Origin of the sequence: Escherichia sp. MOD1-EC5189 (assembly GCF_002966045.1) — a bacterium.
Taxonomy (GTDB): Bacteria; Pseudomonadota; Gammaproteobacteria; order Enterobacterales; family Enterobacteriaceae; genus Escherichia; species Escherichia coli_F.
The window spans coordinates 1-788 of the sequence record NZ_PTRX01000098.1; the positions used below are offsets into that span (position 1 = coordinate 1).

Annotated in this window: 1 protein-coding gene; it reads left to right on the forward strand. The window is 53.0% G+C overall.

Features of this window, described 5'->3' with window-relative positions; translation table 11 throughout:
* Nucleotides 1-788, forward strand: a 788-nt coding sequence (locus ATB02_RS25695; protein ID WP_198600606.1) for a phage tail tape measure protein, incomplete at both ends; no start/stop codon positions are given.

Consider the following 788-nt stretch of genomic DNA (forward strand, 5'->3'; position numbering starts at 1 on the left):
AAAACAATTCAGCTGACCAGTCAACTGGCTGAAGAAGAGCGCGCTCAGCGTCAGCAACATGACCTGGATATCGCCACGGTGGGTATGGGTGATCAGCAGCGGCAGCGATATCAGGTACAACTGAGCCTTCGCCAGAAATACCAGCAACAGCTGGAGCAGTTGAGGCGGGATAGTGAGCAGAAAGGGACATATAACACGGATGACTACAGAAAGGCCGAGCAGGCGCTGACGGAGAGCCTGAACAGGCAACTGAATGAGAATCGCCGTTACTGGCAACAGCTTGAAATTGCTCAGGGTAACTGGAAAAACGGTGCCATGCGGGCGTTTCAGAATTTCACGGCAGATGCGGATAATGCGGCAGGCACTGCGGAGCAGATGCTTACAGCGGCATTTAATAGTGCAGGTAATGCACTGGCAACATTCTGTACCACCGGAAAACTGAACTTCAAATCTTTTACCGCCTCGCTCCTTTCTGATCTGGCAAAAATCATGGCTCAGATGTCCATGATGCAGGCAGTTAAGGGGATTGGTTCGGCGTTTGGCTGGGGGAGTGCAGCAACTGCCAGTGTGACGCCCAATGCTGATGGTGGTGTTTATCAGTCTGCTGATTTGAGTCGCTACAGTGGCACGGTGGTTAACCGTCCGACGTTTTTTGCTTTTGCAAAAGGTGCAGGTGTGATGGGGGAAGCTGGGCCTGAAGCCATTCTGCCTCTGCGTCGTGGTGCTGACGGTAAGCTGGGGGTTGTGGCGGATATTGGTGGTTCAGGTATGGCGATGTTTGCCCCGCA